This is a genomic window from Vibrio sp. 378, assembly GCF_033339435.1.
This window is the reverse complement of record NZ_JAWOUO010000549.1, coordinates 1-704: the sequence shown is the minus strand read 5'-3', so window position 1 is coordinate 704 and position 704 is coordinate 1. Positions and strand designations below refer to the sequence as shown.

At 52.0% G+C, this 704-nt stretch carries 1 protein-coding gene; it reads right to left on the bottom strand.

Annotated elements, in window-relative coordinates:
- A partial coding sequence (locus R7Q48_RS27470; protein WP_318133421.1) for a TolC family protein occupies positions 1-704 on the bottom strand: 704 nt, incomplete at both ends.

Below are 704 nucleotides of genomic sequence, written 5' to 3'. Positions count from 1 at the left end.
AAAGCTTGACGCCGACAACCCCGGAGCGCCTGTCAAAAAGAACTTCGGATATTGATCAGCAACGCTTGCTGCTAACTCTTCATTGAGCGCGGCCATTTCGCGCTCGGCTAAGCGAATATCGGTACGACGTTTCAACAGATCGGAAGGTAAACCGACCGGCACCATGTCCTGCATGACAGGTACACTATGCTGCTTAGATAGGCGGATTTCGACTTGCGTTAGCGGCTCACCAAGCAATACTGCTAAACGATGTTTGTGCGCTTGTTGGGCAATCTCTAACTGCGGAACGAGCGATTCCATCGCCGCAAGCGTGGCCTTTGCTTGGGCTAAATCGAGATCAGAACCGTAGCCGCTGCGCACGACTTTTCCGACGAGGTCGAGTGTGCGTCGTTGATCTTCTAAGTTCGATTTTGCCAACTCAAGGCGCTCGCTTGCGCCTAGGTATTGCAAGTAGTTATGAATCAAATCCGCCGTGATCACCGTGTTCAAGCCGCTTTGATAAATCTGAGCTTGTTCGAGACGAATTTGCGCCGCGTTCGCTTGGCGGTCGATACGCCCAAACAGATCAGCCTCCCAAGCGATACTCGCGCCTGCAAATACGCCATCGTGCTGATTATCCATTAGGGTGACGTTACCAATTTGAGGTGGCAGACCCGACACGGAATCACTGAGTGGATTCAATATCGGACCGAGTGAAGAGTCAT